This window comes from Streptomyces sp. NRRL S-1813 (assembly GCF_000719605.1).
Taxonomy (GTDB): domain Bacteria; phylum Actinomycetota; class Actinomycetes; order Streptomycetales; family Streptomycetaceae; genus Streptomyces; species Streptomyces decoyicus.
Window position 1 is genome coordinate 1 of sequence record NZ_JOHB01000044.1, and the last position, 16314, is coordinate 16314.

Here is a 16314-nt window from a genome sequence, read left to right on the forward strand (position 1 = left end):
TTACTTTCTCCACTCACGGGAGGGGACGGGCCGGAGGGGCCTGGTGTGTGGGCTTTGCTTCCGAAGGCTCCAAGAAAGAGCAAAGGCGGAGCGCAGCGGCGCGTAAAGCGAAGCAGTCCACACACCAGGCCCCGGAGGTCCGTCACCGCACCCGACACCCACCCGCCCGCCGCAGGCGCAACGGCGGCAAAACCACCACGGCGGGACGGACAACAACGTGGGACCGAAGGCAAAGCGCAGCGGAACGTGGGAATCAGCCCGTCTCCGTGACGGGTTCCGCGAATTGGGCCGCGTACAGCCGCGCATACGCACCGCCCGCGGCCAGCAGCGCTTCGTGGGAGCCCTGTTCGACGATCGCGCCGTTCTCCATCACCAGGATGACGTCCGCGTCGCGGATCGTGGAGAGCCGGTGGGCGATGACGAAGCTGGTGCGGCCGCTGCGGAGCTGAGCCATCGCGTGCTGGATGAGTACCTCGGTGCGGGTGTCGACCGAGCTGGTGGCCTCGTCCAGGACCAGGATCGCGGGCTCGGCGAGGAACGCGCGGGCGATGGTGATCAGCTGCTTCTCGCCGACGGAGACATTGCTGCCCTCGTCGTCGAGGACCGTTTCGTAGCCGTCCGGCAGGGTGCGTACAAAGCGGTCGACGTGGGTGGCCCTGGCGGCCGCCACGATCTTGTCCATCGAGATGCCCGCGGGGGCTCCGTAGGCGATGTTCTCCGCGATCGTGCCGCCGAAGAGCCAGGTGTCCTGGAGGACCATGCCGATGTGGGAGCGCAGGTCCTCGCGCGACATCTCGGCGATGTCGGTGCCGTCGAGGGTGATCCGGCCGCCGCGCACCTCGTAGAAGCGCATCAGGAGGTTGACGAGCGTGGTCTTGCCGGCGCCCGTCGGGCCGACGATCGCCACCGTCTGGCCGGGGTGGACGGCCAGCGACAGATCCTCGATGAGCGGCTTGTCGGCCGCGTAGCGGAAGGAGACGTCCTCGAACGCGACCCGGCCCTCGACACGGTCGGGCCGGGCGGGCCGGGCGGCGTCGGGTTCCTGCTCCGTGGCGTCGAGGAGTTCGAAGACCCGCTCGGCGGAGGCGACGCCGGACTGGACGAGGTTGGCCATCGACGCGACCTGGGTGAGCGGCTGGCTGAACTGCCGGGAGTACTGGATGAAGGCCTGGACGTCGCCGATGGAGAGCGCCCCGGAGGCGACCCGCAGCCCGCCGACGACCGCCACCAGCACGTAGTTGAGGTTGCCGATGAACATCATCGCGGGCTGGATGATCCCGGAGATGAACTGGGCCTTGAACCCGGCGGCGTAGAGGGCTTCGTTCTGTTCGCGGAACAGCTCGGCGGACTCCCGCTGGCGGCCGAAGACCTTCACCAGGCTGTGGCCGGTGTACATCTCCTCGATGTGCGCATTGAGCTTGCCGGTGGTCTTCCACTGCTGGACGAACTGCGGCTGGGCCCGCTTGCCGACCTTGGTGGCGACGACGACGGAGACCGGGACCGTGATCAGGGCGACCAGCGCCAGCAGCGGCGAGATCCAGAACATCATGAGGAGCACGCCGACGATGGTCAGCAGCGAGACGACGATCTGGCTGAGGGTCTGCTGGAGCGTCTGCTGGATGTTGTCGATGTCGTTGGTCGCCCGGGAGAGCACCTCACCGCGCTGCTGCTTGTCGAAGTAGCTCAGCGGCAGCCGCGCCAGCTTCTCCTCGACCTGCTCCCGCATCCGGAAGACGGTCCGCTGGACGACCCGGGTGGCGATCCTTGCCTGGACGAAGCCGAACAGCGAGGCCGCCACGTAGATCAGGGTGACCCAGAGCAGGACCGTGCCGACGGCGCCGAAGTCGATGCCGTGGCCGGGGACCACCGGCATGGTGCCGATCATGTCGGCCAGCCCGCCCTGGCCGTGGGCGCGCAGCCGGTCAGCGGCCTGGGCCTTGGTGAGGCCGTCGGGCAGCTTGCGGCCGATGATGCCGGACATGATCAGGTCGGTGGCGTGGCCGAGGACCTTGGGGCCCACGACCGTGAGCGCCACGCTCAGTGCGCCCAGCACCAGCGCGACGGAGATGATGCCCCGCTCGGGACGCATCTGGGCCAGCAGCCGTTTGCCGGAGCCCTTGAAGTCCATCGACTTCTCGGTGGGCTGGCCGCCCATCATCCGGGCGGGCCCGGCCGCCGGGGCCGGGCCCCGGGCCGGCGCCTTGGGGGTCTCGTCGGTGGCCTCCGGGGCCCCGGCCCGGGGGGCCGCCCCCTTGTCCGCGGTGGTCACGCCGCCTCCTGCTCGGTGAGCTGGGAGAGCACGATCTCCCGGTAGGTCTCGTTGCCGGCCATCAGCTCGGCGTGGGTGCCGGTGCCGACGACCCGGCCCTCGTCCAGGACGACGATCCGGTCGGCGCCGCGGATCGTGGCGACCCGCTGGGCGACGATCACGACCGTGGCCCGGTCGGTCTCGCGGGCGAGGGCGGCGCGCAGCGCGGCGTCCGTCGCGTAGTCCAGGGCGGAGAAGGAGTCGTCGAAGAGGTAGATCTCGGGGCGTCGCACCAGGGCGCGGGCGATCGCCAGCCGCTGGCGCTGGCCGCCGGAGACATTGCCGCCGCCCTGGGCGATGGGGGCCTGGAGGCCGCCATCCATCCGCTCGACGAAGTCCCGCGCCTGGGCGGTCTCCAGGGCGTGCCACAGCTCGTCGTCGGTGGCGTCCGGATTGCCGTAGCGCAGGTTGGTGGCGACGGTTCCGGAGAAGAGATAGGGCTTCTGCGGGACCAGGCCGATGGCCTTGGCCAGCGTCTCCTGGTCGAGGGTGCGGACGTCCTCGCCGTCCACCAGGACCGCGCCGCCGGTCGCGTCGAACAGCCGCGGGACGAGCCCGAGGAGGGTCGACTTGCCGGAGCCCGTGGAGCCGATGACGGCGGTGGTCTCCCCGGGGCGGGCGACCAGCGAGATGTCCGTGAGGACCGGCTGCTCGGCGCCCGGGAAGCGGAACTCGACGCCGCGCAGCTCCAGTTCGCCATGGCGGCGGAGTTCGGTGACGGGGTTCTCGGGCGGGGTGACGCTGGAGTCGGTCGCCAGGACCTCCTGGATGCGCTCGGCGCAGACCTCGGCGCGCGGCAGCATCATCACCATGAACGTCGCCATCATGATCGACATCAGGATGTACATGAGGTAGCTGAGGAACGCCGTCAGCGCTCCGATCTGCATGGCGCCGCTGTCGATCCGCAGTCCGCCGAACCAGACGACGGCCACGCTGGAGACGTTCACGATCAGCATGACCAGCGGGAACATCATCGACATCAGCCGGCCGGCGCGCAGCGACACGTCGTAGAGACCGGTGTTGGCCCCGGCGAACCGCTCGCGCTCGTGCCGGTCGCGGACGAAGGCACGGATGACGCGGATGCCGGTGATCTGCTCGCGCAGCACCCGGTTGACGGTGTCGATGCGCTCCTGCACCCCGCGGAACAGCGGACGCATCCGGCGCACGATCAGTGAGACGAGCATCCCGAGGACCGGGACGATGACCAGGAGCAGGCCCGACAGCGGCACATCCTGGTTCAGCGCCATGATCACGCCGCCGACGCACATGATCGGTGCCGAGACCATCATCGTGAACGTCATCAGCACCAGCATCTGGACCTGCTGGACGTCGTTGGTCGTGCGGGTGATCAGCGAGGGCGCGCCGAACGTGCCCACCTCGCGGGCGGAGAAGGACTGCACCCGGTCGAAGACCGCGGCACGGATGTCCCGGCCGAGCGCCATGGCCGTACGGGCACCGAAGTAGACGGCACCGATCGCGCAGATGATCTGGAGGAGCGTGACGGCGACCATGAAGCCGCCGACGCCGAGGATGTAGCCCGTGTCCCCCTTGACGACACCGTTGTCAATGATGTCGGCGTTGAGGGTGGGCAGGTAGAGGGTTGCCAGGGTCTGGATCAGCTGAAGCAGCACGATCAGGGATATCGAACGCCTATGGGGCCGCAGATGCGCCCGCGCGAGTCGGACCAACACCCCATGAGGGTAGGCGAACACTTGCCCTCGGCAATCGAATTTACGGAGTCCGCCCGGCACGGGCCGGGCCCTCCGCCGGATCGTGCCCGGAGCCGGATCACCCGCCGCGTACGCCATCATGGAGGCGGCAACGACGGGGTACCGCCACCACGGGGCGCCCCCGACCGACACGACGAAGAGGCCGCCGTGACTACAACTGGCACCGTGCGCTACTGGGCCGCGGCCAAGGCCGCCGCCGGCACGGCTGAGGAGCCGTACGCGGCGGCGACGCTCGCCGAGGCGCTCGACGCGGCGCGCTCGGCGCATGCCGCCAACCCCGAGTTCGCGCGCGTCCTGCTGCGCTGCTCCTTCCTGGTGGACGGCGATCCGGTCGGCACCCGCGACCACGGGACGGTGGCACTGGCCGAGGGCGGCACCGTCGAGGTCCTGCCGCCGTTCGCGGGAGGGTGAGCACACGACCATGAGCGACAACCAGCCGCAGCACCACCATCCCTACGAGCCGCACGATCCGTACGCCCGGCAGGACCCGTACGCCCAGCAGGCGCCGCAGTCCGCGCAGCCGCCGTACGGCCAGGCGCCGTACGAGCCGCAGGCGCCGTACGGCCAGCAGCCGTCGCAGGGACAGCAGACGCCGTACGGCCAGCAGCCGTCCTACCCCCAGCAGGCGTACGACCCCTCCGCGCAGCAGCAGCCGAGGCCCGAGCAGCCGGGGCGCGGCCGGCACGGGCGCGCCCCGTACGGAGGTGACCCGTACGGGCGCGGCCAGTACGGGTACGACGCGTACGGACAGCAGCAGCCACAGCATCCCCGGCAGCCGCACCAGCAACCGCAGCAGCCGCAGCGCCCGGTCTACGGGCAGGAGGGTTACGGCACCCCGCACCCCGCGGAGACCGCGCCGCTGCCCACCCAGCACCAGACCGCCCGCCCGGACGGCGAGCCGTACGCCCGCCAGCACCCCCAGCAGGCCAGGCCGGCGCCCGCCGCACCGGCCGCCACGCCCTCGGTCTCCGCCGCGTCGGTCTCCGCCGCGTCGGTCTCCTCCGCGCCGCTCGCGCCCAACCAGCGCGCCCGCGCCGAGGGCCGCTCTCCGATCATCCCGCCCGGGATCCAGCCGGCCGCGCTGACCGCCGGGCTCGCCCTGCTGCTGGCGCTTACCGCGCCGCTCGGCCGCCCGGTGCTCGCCGTACCGGTGGCGCTGCTCCAGGCCGTCACGGCCGCCGGCTGGTTCCGGCTCAACGGCATGTGGCCGGCCCGTCAGGGCATCGCGCTCGCCTTCCTGGGCGGGCTGACCACCGATGTCGCGCTGCTGGCCACCGACCGCGCGAGCGCGCCGCTGGTCGGCATCGGCACGCTCGGGGTGTGGTGTCTGCTCGTCCTCGTCCTCCAGCTGCGCAATCGCAGCAGCGCCGACGAGCGGATGTACGCGCTGACCGCGGGCCTGACCTCGTCCGCGCTCGCGGTGCTCGCCGCCGGGCAGCTCGCGGCGGCCTCGCATGCGGTGACGGTCGGCGCCGCCGCGGTCGCGGTGGCCACGCTCGCCCGTGCGCTGCCGCTGCCGGTCCCCGCCTCGATCGGCATCTCCCTGGTGGCGGCCGCGGGCGCCGGGATCGGAGCCGGCCAGCTGACCGGCCTCGGGGCGTCCGGCGCGCTGCTGGGCCTGGCGGCCGGCGGCTGCGCCCTCATCGGCCTGCGGGTGGCCAGCTACGACTACCCGTCCCGTTTCGTCCACATGACGGCCGGCGTGGCCCTGCCGCTGGCGCTGGCCGCGCCCGCGGTGTACGTCCTGGGGCGGACGCTGGGGTAGCCCCCGCAGGCCGATCCCCGCAGGTCCGTGAGCGATACGGAGCGGCGGCCGCCGGAAGCGCACCTGGCTGCTTCCGGCGGCTCCCCCGGAGCGCAGGCAGGGGGCCTGTACGGACGCGGCCGTGATCCGGCCCAGGTGTGGGGGAAGTGGTTCGATGCGTGCACTTCGCGTGCTGTTGATCATCATCGTCATATTCAGCGGGCTGTTCGTGGCCGCCGACCGGGTGGCGGTGAATCTCGCCGAGGACATGGCCGCGGACAAGATCCGCAGCAGCCAGGGGCTGGGCAAGACCCCGGAGGTCGCCATCAAGGGCTTCCCGTTCCTGACCCAGGTCGCCGGCCGCAGCCTCCAGGAGGTGGACGCCGACCTCGGGGGCATCGAGGCCCGCGCCGAGGGGCACGCGCTGCGCATCGACCAGCTGTCGGCACAGTTCCACGACGTCACGCTGACCAGCGACTACACCTCCATCGAGAGCGCCGCCACGGCCACCGGCAACGCCCGGCTCAACTACGCCGACCTGACCAAGGCGGCGGGCGGCGGCGTCAAGATCACCTACGCCGGGCAGAAGAACGGCCGCAGCCAGGTCAAGATCTCGCCGAACCTCCCGCTCCTCAGCTCGCTGGACGTGACCGGCTCCCTCACGATCGTGGGCGGCAACACCGTGCGGCTGCGCGCCGACGGGCTCCCCGCGATGTGCAAGGCCGTCCCGGGCTGCGAGAGCAAGGTGCGCGCCCAGACCGACCACGACTGGAAGCTGGACCAGCTGCCCGGCAACCTGAAGCTGGAGAAGGTCGTGACGATGCCCGACGGCATCTCGATCTCCGCCGCCGGCAAGAACGTCAAGCTCCCCGGCTGACCGGACGCCCGAGGCGGGCCGCCCCACCGGTCCGCCGTCCGGGCCGCCGCCCGATCCGCACAGCCGTCCAATTCCTGAGACACCCGAGTCCGTACGCCAGACCCCCCACCGGCATACGGGCACCGGAGGCCCGTGGGCGCCCGGCCGACGCCCACTCGCATCCCACATCGCGGACAAACGCGTCTCGCCATTCGACACGCCGGTGACACGCCCCGCCCCGCGTCCCTACGATCGGTGGCATGCAGAGCTCATTGAGCGGTCTCCGTCCGCGGGGACGTGCGGTACTGACGAAGCGGCGGGCAGTAGACCTGTGCCGCATCGCCGCCATGCTCTGTCGCCCTGTCTGACGGGCCTTGCGCACCCTCCCCCAGCTCCCGCTGGGAGGTGCCCCAGCCCCCGGCCGGCCGCCGAGGCCGTGCCCCCACGCGTCCCGGCGCAGCGCCGCTCCGGAACCCCCGTCCGGAAGCCACCGGCGCACACCCGTCGTACCCGCGTGCATCTCTGCCACTACCCCCCGCAACTGCCCCGGAGGAGAAGAACATGAGCCGTAGCGACGTCCTCGTAGACGCCGACTGGGTCGAGGCCCACATCGACGACCCGAAGGTCGTGATCGTCGAGGTTGACGAGGACACCTCGGCCTACGACAAGAACCACATCAAGAACGCCGTCCGGATCGACTGGAAGCAGGACCTCCAGGACCCGGTCCGCCGCGACTTCGTCGACCAGGAGGGCTTCGAGAAGCTGCTCTCCGCCAAGGGCATCGGCAACGACGACACGGTCGTCCTCTACGGCGGCAACAACAACTGGTTCGCCTCCTACGCGTACTGGTACTTCAAGCTCTACGGCCACGGCAGCGTCAAGCTGCTCGACGGCGGCCGCAAGAAGTGGGAGCTGGACTCCCGCGACCTGGTCGACGGCTCCGAGGTCCCCCAGCGCCCGGCCACCGACTACAAGGCCAAGGCCCAGGACTCCTCCATCCGCGCCTTCCGGGACGACGTCGTCGCCGCGATCGACAACCTCAACCTGGTCGACGTGCGCTCCCCCGACGAGTTCAGCGGCAAGCTGCTCGCCCCGGCGCACCTCCCGCAGGAGCAGTCGCAGCGCCCCGGCCACGTGCCCAGCGCCCGCAACATCCCGTGGTCGAAGAACGCCAACGACGACGGCACCTTCAAGTCGGACGACGAGCTCAAGGCCCTCTACGAGGGTGAGTCCGTGGACCTCGCGAAGGACACCATCGCCTACTGCCGCATCGGTGAGCGCTCCGCGCTGACCTGGTTCGTCCTGCACGAGCTGCTCGGCCAGAGCAACGTCAAGAACTACGACGGCTCCTGGACCGAGTACGGCTCGCTGGTCGGCGTCCCGATCGAGCTCGGCGCCAACAAGTAAGCAAGCTTCTCCCCCGAACCCCTCAAGGAAGTACCCCTATGTGTGGAGCACAGGCAGGCGGCCCGGACGCCTCGACCATCAAGCCCGGTGAGACCACGATCCAGGGCAGCGTGACCCGCGACGGCGAGCCCGTCACCGGTTACGTCCGCCTCCTGGACAGCACCGGTGAATTCACCGCCGAGGTTCCCACCTCCGCGACCGGACAGTTCCGCTTCTACGCGGCCGAGGGCACCTGGACGCTGCGTGCGCTCGTCCCGGGCGGCACCGCCGACCGCACCGTCGTCGCCCAGCAGGGCGGCCTGGCGGAGGTTGCCATCGCTGTCTGACGGCGGACGTGGCCGCGCTCCGCAGTAGGGGCCGTCGCCGCGATGCAGACGGCCGGAGGGCCGCACCCCAGGGGTTTGGACGCCTTGGCCGGGGATGCGGCCCTCCGTGCCGTTCGCGGCCCCGGCGAGGTGTTCCCCGCCGACTTCTGTCCTGCCCCGCGCGGACTTACGGTGGATTCATGGACGCGCACCGCCGGTCGCCCGTACAGCGCCGCCATCGCAGGTACTTCGTCCTGATGGGCGTGTGCCTGGTGCTGTTCGTCCTGGCCTGGGGCGTGGTGCGGCTGTGGTCGGTGCCGGCCGCGGTGGGCATGTGCGTCGTCGCCATGGTCATTCCGCCCGTCGCGGCGATCATCGGCAACCGCCGGGAGCCCGGTGAGCGCTGGTGGGACGAGTCCGGCGACCCCGAGTCCGACCGCTGGTGGCGCGAGCTGGACGACCGGGGCGACGACAAGCACCCCCAGTAGGCGCGCCGGGCGCCCACCGGCCTTGAGCACACCGGCATCCTCAGTACACCGGCGCCCTCAGGACACCGGCGCCTCAGTACACCAGGGCCTGGACGTCGTCCGGCATGATCTCGCTGACGAACAGCTGGGAACCGGCGATCCCGGCCCCCTCGATCAGATCCTTCTGCTCGATGTCCCGCCGGGCCGCGCACTGGGTGCAGACGGTGATCGCGCCGCCACCGGCGCGGATTCCGTCGATCAGTTCCGGCAGGGGGGCCGCATGCGGCAGCTCGAAGTCCGCCGCCCGCCCCGGCAGCGCGAACCACACCGACTCCCCGGTCAGCCACAGCGACACCTCGACGCCGCTGGCCACCGCCACCGCCGCCACCGTGAACGCCTGCGAACACCGCTCGGGCGCATCCGCACCCGCCGTTACCTTGATCACGAGCTTCTTCGCCATGGGGCAAGAGTAGGCGCGGTGGACCTCACAGCGCCGTTGTCCCCGCCGCCGACTAGACTCTCAGGCGGTCCGTACACCCTCACTCCGTTCAAGGAGCGCGCTCGTGCTTGAGGCATTCTTCACCACCCTGCTGGTTCTGGTCGGCATCGCCGTGGTCGCGTTCGCCGGTCTGACCTGGAAGAAGCTCTACCAGGGCCAGCGCTGAGCCGTAGCTCCACCGGCTCCACCGGCTCCGCCGGGTGGCGCAGCCCGCCGGCCTCATGGGAGCGTCCCGTGCGCCCCTGCCGATTCCCCTCCACATAGATCGTCTGAGCTCTCATGATCGAGATCCCGTCCGACCTGAACCCGGCCCTGGTGCCGCTCGCCTTCCTCCTCGGCAACTGGGAGGGCGCCGGCGTCGCCGAATTCCCGGGCACCGAGAAGTGCAACTTCGGGCAGGAGGTCAGCTTCACCCACGACGGCCGTGACTTCCTCGAGTACACCTCGCACAGCTGGGTGCTCGACGCCGAGGGCAAGAAGGTCCGCCCGCTGGAGAGCGAGAGCGGCTTCTGGCGCATCGACGCGGACCGCAAGGTCGAGATCGTGATGAGCCGCGACCAGGGCGTGGTGGAGGTCTGGTACGGCGAACTGGCGGATCAGAAGCCGCAGATCGACCTGGCCACCGACGCCATCGCGCGCACCGCCGCCTCCGGCCCGTACAGCGGCGGCAAGCGGCTCTACGGCTATGTCAACAGCGACCTGATGTGGGTCGGCGAGAAGTCCACCCCGGACGTGCCGCTGCGGCCCTACATGTCGGCGCATCTGAAGAAGGTCGCCGACCTCCAGGAGTGGGCGGAGAACCTCCCGGACGACATGCCGGACGGCGTCTCCTTCTTCCGTCCCGACGGCACGCCCTACAACCCGTAAGCACAACGGGGAGAGCCCCGCTCTCCCCGCCAGCGCCCCGCGGGGGAAGCCGGTCGAAGTCCGGCGCTGACCCGCAACGGTAGGCGGAAGGTCTCCTTCCGCAAGCCCGATTGCCCGTGGTGCGCGACGCTTCCGCTCAACTCGCCGTGGACTGCGAGGGGACGCGCCGGACCAGCGCGGTCCCGGGCCCCCCTCGGTACGTACGGACGCGGCCCGACCCCGAGGCGGCCGACCGACCGTGGCGAGCCCCACCACCCATCCGACGACGGCGGGGACCGGCGCATCGCCGGCGCCCCGGCGTCTGCCCCTGCCGCCCCTGGTCGCCGTCCTCGCGGCCGTCCTGCTCGGCTCCCTGCTGTGCGGGGCCGGCCTGGGCGCCGCCGGGCTGAGCTGGGCCCAGGTGGTGCGCTATCTGGGCGCCGGGCTGACCGGCGGCACGATCTCGGCCGACGAGGTCTCCGCGTACACCATTGTGTGGGAGCTGCGCTTCCCGCGGGCCGTCCTGGCGGCCGTCGTCGGCGCCGGGCTGTCCGCCATCGGTGTCGCCGTGCAGGCGCTGGTCCGCAACGCCCTCGCCGACCCGTTCGTCCTCGGCATCTCCTCCGGCGCCGCCGTCGGGGCCAACGCCGTCCTGCTCTTCGGCACGCTCGGCGCACTGGGCGTCTGGGCGCTGTCGGTGTCGGCGTTCGTCTCCGCGCTGATCGCCATGGCCCTGGTCTACGCGGCCGCCCGCACCGCCCACGGGCTCACCCCGCTGCGTCTGGTGCTGACCGGCACCGCGATGTACTACGGCTTCTCCGCCGTCACCACCCTCATGGTGTTCAGCGCCGACCGCGGTGAGGCGGCCCGCTCGGCGATGATGTGGCTGCTCGGGAGCCTGAGCGGGGCCGGCTGGAACTCGGTGCCGATCGCCGCCGCCGCGGTCGCCGCCGCCCTGGCCCATCTGCTGCTCTCCGCGGGCCGGCTGAACGCGCTGGCGATGGGCGACGAGACCGCGGCCGCGCTCGGCGTGGACGCGCCCCGGCTGCGCCGCGAACTGTTCGTCGTCGCGGCCGCCGTCACCGGCGCGGTGGTCGCGGTCAGCGGCGCGATCGGCTTCGTCGGGCTGATGGTGCCGCATGTGACGCGGATGCTGGCCGGTGCCGACCACCGCCGGGTGCTGGCCGTCGCGCCGCTGCTCGGCGCGGTACTGCTGGTGTGGGTGGATCTGCTCTCGCGGGTGCTGCTGGCGCCCGTCGAACTGCCGGTCGGCGTGCTCACCGCCGTCATCGGCGTGCCCTGCTTCGTCCTGCTGATGCGGCGGCGCGGCTACACCTTCGGAGGCGGCGCCTGATGCGGCTCGATATCACCGGCCTGTCCGTGGAGGTGGCCGGGAACCGGCTCGTCCACGACCTCACGCTACGGGCCGGCAGCGGCCGGCTGGTCGGCCTGGTCGGCCCCAACGGCAGCGGCAAATCGACCCTGTTGCGCTGTGTCTACCGCGCGCTGCGCCCGGCCACCGGGACCGTACGGCTGGACGGCGCCGATCTGCACGCCATGGACGCGCGCGAGGGCGCCCGGCTGCTGGCCGCGCTGCCCCAGGAGGCCAGTACGGAGTTCGACTTCACCGTGGCCGAGGTCGTCGCGATGGGGCGGCTGCCGCATCAGCGCGGCGCGGGCCGGGCGAGCGCCGAGGACACCGCGCGGTGCGCGTGGGCGCTGGCCCGGGTCGGGGCGGACCACCTTGCCGGGCGCGGCTTCCTCAGCCTGTCCGGCGGCGAGAAGCAGCGGGTGCTGATCGCCCGCGCGCTGGCCCAGGACCCGCAGCTGCTGGTCCTCGACGAGCCCACCAACCACCTGGACATCGCCCAGCAGTTGGAGGTGCTGGCGCTGGTCAGGGACAGTCGGCTGACGGTGCTGACCGCACTGCACGACCTCAACCTGGCGGCCGTGCACTGCGACGAGCTGTACGTCATCGACCGCGGCCGGATCGTCGCCACGGGCCCGCCGTACGACGTCCTCACCCCGGAGCTGCTCGCCGAGGTCTTCGGCGTCCGCGCCCATCGCGTACGGCATCCCGAATCCGGCGCCGTCCAGCTGCTGTTCGACCGTCTCGCCGCCCCCGCCCCCACCCGCGCCGCCGACTCCTGAGGACCTGGCCATGCGCCGCTCCACCGCCCCGTTCACCGTCCTCGCCCTCGCGCTCGCCCTGACCGGCTGCGGCGCGAAGGTCTCCGGCGACGGCGGCAACGACGCCGCCGGCCGGCACCCCGCCAAGACCTCCGGCCGCTACCCCGTCACGATCGAGAACTGCGGCACCCGCACCACGTACGACAAGGCCCCGCGCCGGGTCGTCACCAACGACGTCGGCATCACCGAGATCATGTTCGCGCTCGGCCTGGAGAACCGGATGGCCGGCTACGTCATGCCCGACGACAAGGGCGATCTCGACGGCCTCCCCTGGAAGGCCGCGTACGACAAGGTCCCCCGGCTCTCCAAGAAGGCGCTCACCAAGGAGATGGCCCTCGACGCCCGTGCCGACCTGGTCTTCGCGGGCTGGAACTACGGCTTCGGCGAGGACAACGGCCTGACCCCCGCCGCCCTGAAGAAGCTCGGCATCGGCAGCTATGTCCTGACCGAGTCCTGCCACAACGGCACGGACGGCGGCGCCCGCGGCGTCATGCCGCCCCTGGAGGCGCTCTACACCGACCTGACGACGCTCGGGAAGATCTTCGGTGTCGAGGACCGGGCCGAGGCCCTGGTGAAGAAGTACAAGAGGCAGGTGGCCGACGCCGCCGCCAAGGCCCCCGCACCCGCCCGGCGTCCGTCCGTCTTCCTCTACGACGACGGCCGCGACAAGCCGTTCACCTCGGGCAAGTACGCCGGACCGCACGACATCATCACCAAGGCCGGCGGCGACCACGTCATGAAGGACCTCAAGGACTCCTGGACGACGGTCGGCTGGGAGACCGTCGTCGACCGCGACCCCGACGTCATCGTGATCAACAACTACGGCGACACCTCCGCCGCGCAGAAGAAGGCGTTCCTGGAGTCCTACCCGCCGCTGGCCCGCGTCTCGGCGGTCAAGCACCACCGGATCTACGTCATGGACTACGCCGAACTCGTGGAAAGCCCCCGCAACCCCGCCGCCGTCAGCGACCTGGCCCGCTATCTGCGCGGCGCACGGAAGGGCGGCTGAGACGTCACGCCACGCACACCCGCCGCCCGCCCTTCTACACTGGCTGTGTGGTGACCACCGACTGGCAGAGCGACCTCCGCAGGCGCGGATACCGCCTGACCCCGCAGCGTCAGCTCGTGCTGGAGGCTGTGGACAGACTGGAGCATGCCACCCCTGACGACATCCTCACCGAGGTGCGCAAGACGGCGGGCGGCGTGAACATCTCCACGGTCTACCGGACCCTGGAACTCCTCGAGGAGCTGGGCCTGGTCAGCCATGCCCACCTCGGGCACGGCGCCCCCACCTACCACCTCGCCGACCGCCACCACCACATCCATCTGGTGTGCCGGGACTGCACGGACGTCATCGAGGCGGATCTGTCGGTGGCCGAGGCGTTCACGGCGCAGCTGCACGAACAATTCGGCTTCGATACGGACATGAAGCATTTCGCGATCTTCGGGCGCTGTGCGGCCTGCCGCGACAAGGCCGCCGAGGACGAGGGCTGAGGCTGTCACCGGCGAGTCGTAGGCTGGCCCCATGCTGCGACAAACTCCCGCCAGCCCTCTTCTGTCGCTGCCCGGCGCCGTCCCCGCCGAGGCCCCCGACGAAGGCGTCGCCGCGCACTACGGCGACCTCTTCCGTGAGCAGCGCGCCCTCGCCGACGGCTCCGGCTTCGTGGACCTCTCCCACCGCGGCGTGGTCACCGTCACCGGCGCCGAACGGCTGAGCTGGCTGCACCTGCTGCTCACCCAGCACGTCAGCGACCTCGCGCCCGGCCACGCCACCGAGGCCCTGATCCTCTCCGCGCACGGCCACATCGAGCACGCGGTCTACCTCGTCGACGACGGCGAGACGACCTGGATGCACACCGAACCGGGCGGCCAGGAGGCGCTGATCGCCTACCTGGAGAGCATGAAGTTCTTCTACCGGGTCGAGGTCGCCGACCGCACGGACGAGATCGCCGTCGTCCACCTGCCGGCCGGCTCCATCGCCGAGGTGCCCGAGAACGCCGTCGTACGCGAGACCGCGCACGGCCGCGATCTGTTCCTGCCGCGCACCGACCTGGAGTCCTTCGCCGCGGCCAAGGGCCCGGCGATCGGCGTCCTGGCGCTGGAGGCACTGCGCGTCGAGGCCCACCGCCCCCGGCTGGGCCTGGAGACCGACCACCGCACCATCCCCCACGAGCTGGGCTGGATCGGCACCGCCGTGCACCTCCAGAAGGGCTGCTACCGCGGCCAGGAGACCGTCGCCCGGGTCCACAACCTGGGCAAGCCGCCGCGCCGGCTGGTCTTTCTGCACCTGGACGGCAGCGAGGTCCATCTGCCGCCGCACGGCACCCCCGTCCGCCTCGCCTCGGACGGCGAGGAGGGCCGGCAGCTCGGCTTCATCACCACCTCGGCCCGCCACCACGAGCTCGGCCCGATCGCACTCGCCCTGGTCAAGCGGAACGTCCCGGTGGACGCGCCGTTGATGGCGGGCGGCACGGCGGCGGCACAGGAGACCGTCGTCGAGCCGTAGGACCGCCCCCGGACGCACGGCCGCCCTGGCCGCCCGGGTGCCCCGCGGGGCACCCGGAGTCCCGGGCCTACACCTCGACCAGCACCGTGAACGGCCCGTCGTTCGTCAGGGACACCTTCATGTCCGCCCCGAAACTGCCGGTCTCCACATGGGCACCCAGCGCCCGCAGCTGTGCGACGACCTCGTCGACCAGCGGCTCGGCGACCGGCCCGGGGGCCGCGGCGTTCCAGGTGGGGCGGCGGCCCTTGCGGGCGTCACCGTAGAGAGTGAACTGGCTGATCACCAGGAGCGGCGCCGCGGTGTCCGAGCAGGACTTCTCGCCCTGGAGAATCCGCACCGACCACAGCTTGCGGGCGAGCTGTGCCGCCTTCTGCGGGGTGTCCTCGTGCGTGACCCCCACCAGCACGCACAGCCCCTCACCGACGATCTCCCCGACCGTCTCGCCCGCCACCTCGACGCGTGCGCCGTCAACCCTCTGCACCACAGCTCGCATACCCGCCATCATGCCGGGCGGCCCGCCTCCTTCGGACAGCCGTGCCCCTACAGGGGCCGTTCGGGTGCCATGGCCCTGCGGAAGGACCGCCCAGAGTGGCACGATGCGTGCACGTGGTGCGTTTCATGGACAACATGCCCAGGAAGCGGCACCGGACGAGGGGACGGAACGACCCATGAGCACTCTCGGCGCCGGACAGACACCCGGTCCCGTACCACCCGCCCGTACGACACCGAACGGTCGGACGACCTCCACCGCCCCCACGGCAGACACCACACGTCCGGCAGCCACCCCACCACCCCCCACCGCTCTGACGACCACCACGGCAACGGCTCGCGTCGAGCCGCCCGGCACCGAGGACGGCCCCATGCTCCAGGCAGGCCAGGCTCAGCAACCCCGCCCCCCGCAGCAGCGCGACCACTGCCGTCCGGCCACCACACCCGAGCTGTCCGGTCTGGGACTGCCCGAGCTGCGGGTGGTACGACGCGACTCGCAACAGGAAGAAGCCGATCTCAGCTATCTGCGGCGGCTGTTGCAGGGCCGGATCGACATCCTGCGGGCCGAGCTCGCCCGCCGGAGCGCCCAGCACTCCCCACTCCTCGACCGGCTGCCGGAGATCCTGACGGACCTGCCGTCGCGGCACCGCTCCTCGGCCCGGCACGTAACGGTCGGCACGCCGCACAGCGAGGAGTACCGCAGGCTCGCCGAGGAAATGCTCGGCGAGGTCGAGCTGTCCGATCTCACCGCGCGTACGGACCAGGAGCTGCATGACGCCATGGGCCGGCTGATCCGCTACGAACAGCAGGTCTCGCGCCGCCGTCAGTCATTGCAGCGCACCACCGACGATTGCAGCGCGGAAATTGCCCGCAGGTACCGTGAAGGCGAAGCGCAAGTAGACGACCTGCTGTCCTGACCGGGCCACAAGCCTCCGGGGGGCGACAGATCACCTCCCGGAAGGCCGCC

At 71.4% G+C, this 16314-nt stretch carries 17 protein-coding genes and 1 riboswitch; of the genes, 13 read left to right on the forward strand and 4 right to left on the reverse strand.

Annotated elements, in window-relative coordinates:
- Window positions 1-253: 253 nt before the first annotated feature.
- Together IF67_RS0135140 and IF67_RS0135145 are read right to left on the reverse strand one after the other, a co-directional pair.
- The gene (locus tag IF67_RS0135140) at window positions 254-2155 is read right to left on the reverse strand and encodes an ABC transporter ATP-binding protein (RefSeq protein WP_030992642.1); all 1902 of its coding nucleotides are present in this window, start codon (window positions 2153-2155) and stop codon (window positions 254-256) included.
- A 110-nt stretch (window positions 2156-2265) separates the two neighbouring features.
- A complete protein-coding gene (locus tag IF67_RS0135145) occupies window positions 2266-3999 on the reverse strand; it encodes an ABC transporter ATP-binding protein (protein ID WP_030992644.1) in 1734 nt (577 codons plus the stop codon).
- Window positions 4000-4203: 204 nt separating this feature from the next.
- On the opposite strand from IF67_RS0135145, the gene IF67_RS0135150 reads away from it, so the two are divergent.
- The 6 genes from IF67_RS0135150 to IF67_RS39845 all read left to right on the forward strand — a co-directional run bounded on the left by IF67_RS0135150 (window position 4204) and on the right by IF67_RS39845 (window position 8838).
- Window positions 4204-4449, forward strand: a complete 246-nt coding sequence (locus IF67_RS0135150; RefSeq protein ID WP_030085413.1) for a MoaD/ThiS family protein — start codon at window positions 4204-4206, stop codon at window positions 4447-4449.
- Window positions 4450-4459: 10 nt separating this feature from the next.
- Window positions 4460-5803 carry a membrane protein gene (locus tag IF67_RS0135155; RefSeq protein ID WP_030992646.1) on the forward strand — a complete coding sequence of 448 codons (1344 nt, stop codon included), beginning with the start codon at window positions 4460-4462 and terminating at the stop codon, window positions 5801-5803.
- Between the two features lie 154 nt (window positions 5804-5957).
- Window positions 5958-6659 (forward strand): DUF2993 domain-containing protein, encoded by a 702-nt coding sequence (locus IF67_RS0135160; RefSeq protein WP_030992648.1) that lies wholly within the window; start codon window positions 5958-5960, stop codon window positions 6657-6659.
- 540 nt (window positions 6660-7199) lie between these two features.
- The gene (locus IF67_RS0135165; RefSeq protein WP_030085407.1) at window positions 7200-8045 is read left to right on the forward strand and encodes a sulfurtransferase; all 846 of its coding nucleotides are present in this window, start codon (window positions 7200-7202) and stop codon (window positions 8043-8045) included.
- Between the two features lie 38 nt (window positions 8046-8083).
- Complete coding sequence (locus IF67_RS0135170; RefSeq protein ID WP_030085405.1) at window positions 8084-8371, forward strand: DUF1416 domain-containing protein; 288 nt, start codon at window positions 8084-8086, stop codon at window positions 8369-8371.
- A 179-nt stretch (window positions 8372-8550) separates the two neighbouring features.
- Window positions 8551-8838: a DUF3099 domain-containing protein gene (locus IF67_RS39845; protein ID WP_030085403.1), complete on the forward strand. Its 288-nt coding sequence runs from the start codon at window positions 8551-8553 to the stop codon at window positions 8836-8838.
- Between the two features lie 73 nt (window positions 8839-8911).
- On the opposite strand, the gene IF67_RS0135180 is transcribed toward IF67_RS39845, so the two are convergent.
- Window positions 8912-9277, reverse strand: coding sequence for a DsrE family protein (locus tag IF67_RS0135180; protein WP_030085401.1), 366 nt, complete (start codon window positions 9275-9277; stop codon window positions 8912-8914).
- Window positions 9278-9595: 318 nt separating this feature from the next.
- Here IF67_RS0135180 and IF67_RS0135190 point away from each other — a divergent pair, with 318 nt between their 5' ends.
- The 6 genes from IF67_RS0135190 (at window position 9596) to IF67_RS0135215 (ending at window position 14858) form a co-directional block, all read left to right on the forward strand.
- A complete protein-coding gene (locus tag IF67_RS0135190; protein WP_030992653.1) occupies window positions 9596-10183 on the forward strand; it encodes an FABP family protein in 588 nt (195 codons plus the stop codon).
- Window positions 10184-10225: 42 nt separating this feature from the next.
- A riboswitch (cobalamin riboswitch) is annotated at window positions 10226-10299 on the forward strand.
- Between the two features lie 122 nt (window positions 10300-10421).
- On the forward strand, window positions 10422-11516 hold the full coding sequence (locus IF67_RS0135195; RefSeq protein ID WP_030992654.1) for a FecCD family ABC transporter permease: 1095 nt from the start codon (window positions 10422-10424) through the stop codon (window positions 11514-11516).
- Window positions 11516-12313 (forward strand): ABC transporter ATP-binding protein, encoded by a 798-nt coding sequence (locus IF67_RS0135200; protein WP_030992655.1) that lies wholly within the window; start codon window positions 11516-11518, stop codon window positions 12311-12313. The genes IF67_RS0135195 and IF67_RS0135200 overlap by 1 nt, the downstream gene beginning before the upstream one ends.
- A 10-nt stretch (window positions 12314-12323) precedes the next feature.
- Complete coding sequence (locus tag IF67_RS0135205; RefSeq protein ID WP_030992656.1) at window positions 12324-13361, forward strand: ABC transporter substrate-binding protein; 1038 nt, start codon at window positions 12324-12326, stop codon at window positions 13359-13361.
- 47 nt (window positions 13362-13408) lie between these two features.
- Window positions 13409-13846 carry a Fur family transcriptional regulator gene (locus tag IF67_RS0135210; RefSeq protein ID WP_030992657.1) on the forward strand — a complete coding sequence of 146 codons (438 nt, stop codon included), beginning with the start codon at window positions 13409-13411 and terminating at the stop codon, window positions 13844-13846.
- 31 nt (window positions 13847-13877) lie between these two features.
- Window positions 13878-14858 (forward strand): YgfZ/GcvT domain-containing protein, encoded by a 981-nt coding sequence (locus tag IF67_RS0135215; protein WP_030992658.1) that lies wholly within the window; start codon window positions 13878-13880, stop codon window positions 14856-14858.
- Between the two features lie 67 nt (window positions 14859-14925).
- On the opposite strand, the gene dtd is transcribed toward IF67_RS0135215, so the two are convergent.
- Window positions 14926-15351 (reverse strand): D-aminoacyl-tRNA deacylase, encoded by a 426-nt coding sequence (dtd, locus tag IF67_RS0135220; RefSeq protein ID WP_030085382.1) that lies wholly within the window; start codon window positions 15349-15351, stop codon window positions 14926-14928.
- Between the two features lie 175 nt (window positions 15352-15526).
- Here dtd and IF67_RS0135225 point away from each other — a divergent pair, with 175 nt between their 5' ends.
- Complete coding sequence (locus tag IF67_RS0135225; protein WP_234341554.1) at window positions 15527-16264, forward strand: ABC transporter substrate-binding protein; 738 nt, start codon at window positions 15527-15529, stop codon at window positions 16262-16264.
- The last annotated feature ends 50 nt before the right edge of the window (window positions 16265-16314 follow it).